The sequence below is a fragment of the Specibacter cremeus genome (assembly GCF_003946885.1).
GTDB classification, from domain to species: Bacteria; Actinomycetota; Actinomycetes; order Actinomycetales; family Micrococcaceae; genus Specibacter; species Specibacter cremeus.
This window is the reverse complement of record NZ_RWKQ01000096.1, coordinates 1-1,394: the sequence shown is the minus strand read 5'-3', so window position 1 is coordinate 1,394 and position 1,394 is coordinate 1. Positions and strand designations below refer to the sequence as shown.

1 pseudogene is annotated in these 1,394 nt (G+C 69.1%); it reads left to right on the top strand.

The window, feature by feature from the left end:
- Positions 1-1,394: pseudogene (locus tag EJC77_RS20220) on the top strand (pyruvate dehydrogenase (acetyl-transferring), homodimeric type); the annotation flags it as partial.

Genomic DNA, 1,394 nt, shown 5'->3' with positions numbered 1-1,394 from the left:
AACCGGTACCTGCACCACCGGGGCCTGAAGGACACCGCCGGGCAGCGGGTGTGGGCGTTTCTGGGCGACGGGGAGATGGACGAGCCCGAGTCCCGGGGCCTGTTGCAGCTGGCCGCGAACGAGCGGCTGGACAATTTGACGTTCGTGGTGAACTGCAACCTGCAGCGCCTGGACGGGCCGGTGCGCGGCAACGGCAAGATCGTCCAGGAACTGGAGGCGTTCTTCCGCGGCGCGGGCTGGAACGTGATCAAGGTGCTGTGGGGGCGGGAGTGGGACGACCTGCTGGCCCGGGACAGGGACGGGGCGCTGGTGCGGGTGATGAACGACACCCTGGACGGGGACTACCAGACCTACAAGGCCGAATCCGGCGGGTTCGTCCGCGAGCACTTCTTCGGCCAGTCCCCGGCGACGAAGGAGCTGGCCGCGCACCTCAGTGACGAGCAGGTGTGGAATTTGAAGCGCGGCGGCCACGACTACCACAAGGTCTACGCCGCCTACCGGGCCGCGACCGAGTTCACCGGCAAGCCGACGGTGATCCTGGCCCACACGGTCAAGGGGTACGGGCTGGGCACCCACTTCGAGGCCCGCAACGCCACGCACCAGATGAAGAAACTCACCCTGCAGGATTTGAAGGACTTCCGCACCCACCTCAAACTCCCGATCTCCGACGCGGTGCTGGAGGCCGACCCGTACCGCCCCCCCTACTACCACCCCGGCCCGGACGCCCCGGAGATCCGCTACCTGCTGGAGCGCCGGGCCGAGTTGGGCGGGTTCGTCCCGGAACGCCGGGCCGCGCACACGGCGCTGGCCCTGCCGGGGGACAAAACCTACGAGGTCGCCCACCGCGGCTCGGGCCGGCAGCAGGCCGCCACCACCATGGCGTTCGTGCGCCTGCTCAAGGACCTGATGCGCGACCCGGGCATCGGGGCCCGGATCGTGCCGGTCATCCCGGACGAGGCCCGCACGTTCGGCATCGACGCGTTCTTCCCGACCGCGAAGATCTACAACCCCAACGGGCAAAACTATTTGTCCGTGGACCGCGACCTGGTGCTGGCCTACAAGGAATCGATCTCCGGGCAGATCGTGCACGCCGGCATCAACGAGGCCGGCAGTGTGGCCGCGTTCACCGCCGCCGGCACCGCCTACGCCACGCACGGGGAACCGCTGATCCCGATCTACGTCTTCTACTCCATGTTCGGCTTCCAACGCACCGGGGACTCCTTCTGGGCCGCCGGGGACCAGATGGCCCGCGGCTTCATCATCGGCGCCACCGCCGGGCGGACCACCCTGACCGGGGAGGGCCTGCAGCACGCCGACGGGCACTCCCCCCTCCTGGCCGCCACCAACCCGGCCGTGATCAGCTACGACCCCGCCTACGGGTACGAGATCGGGGT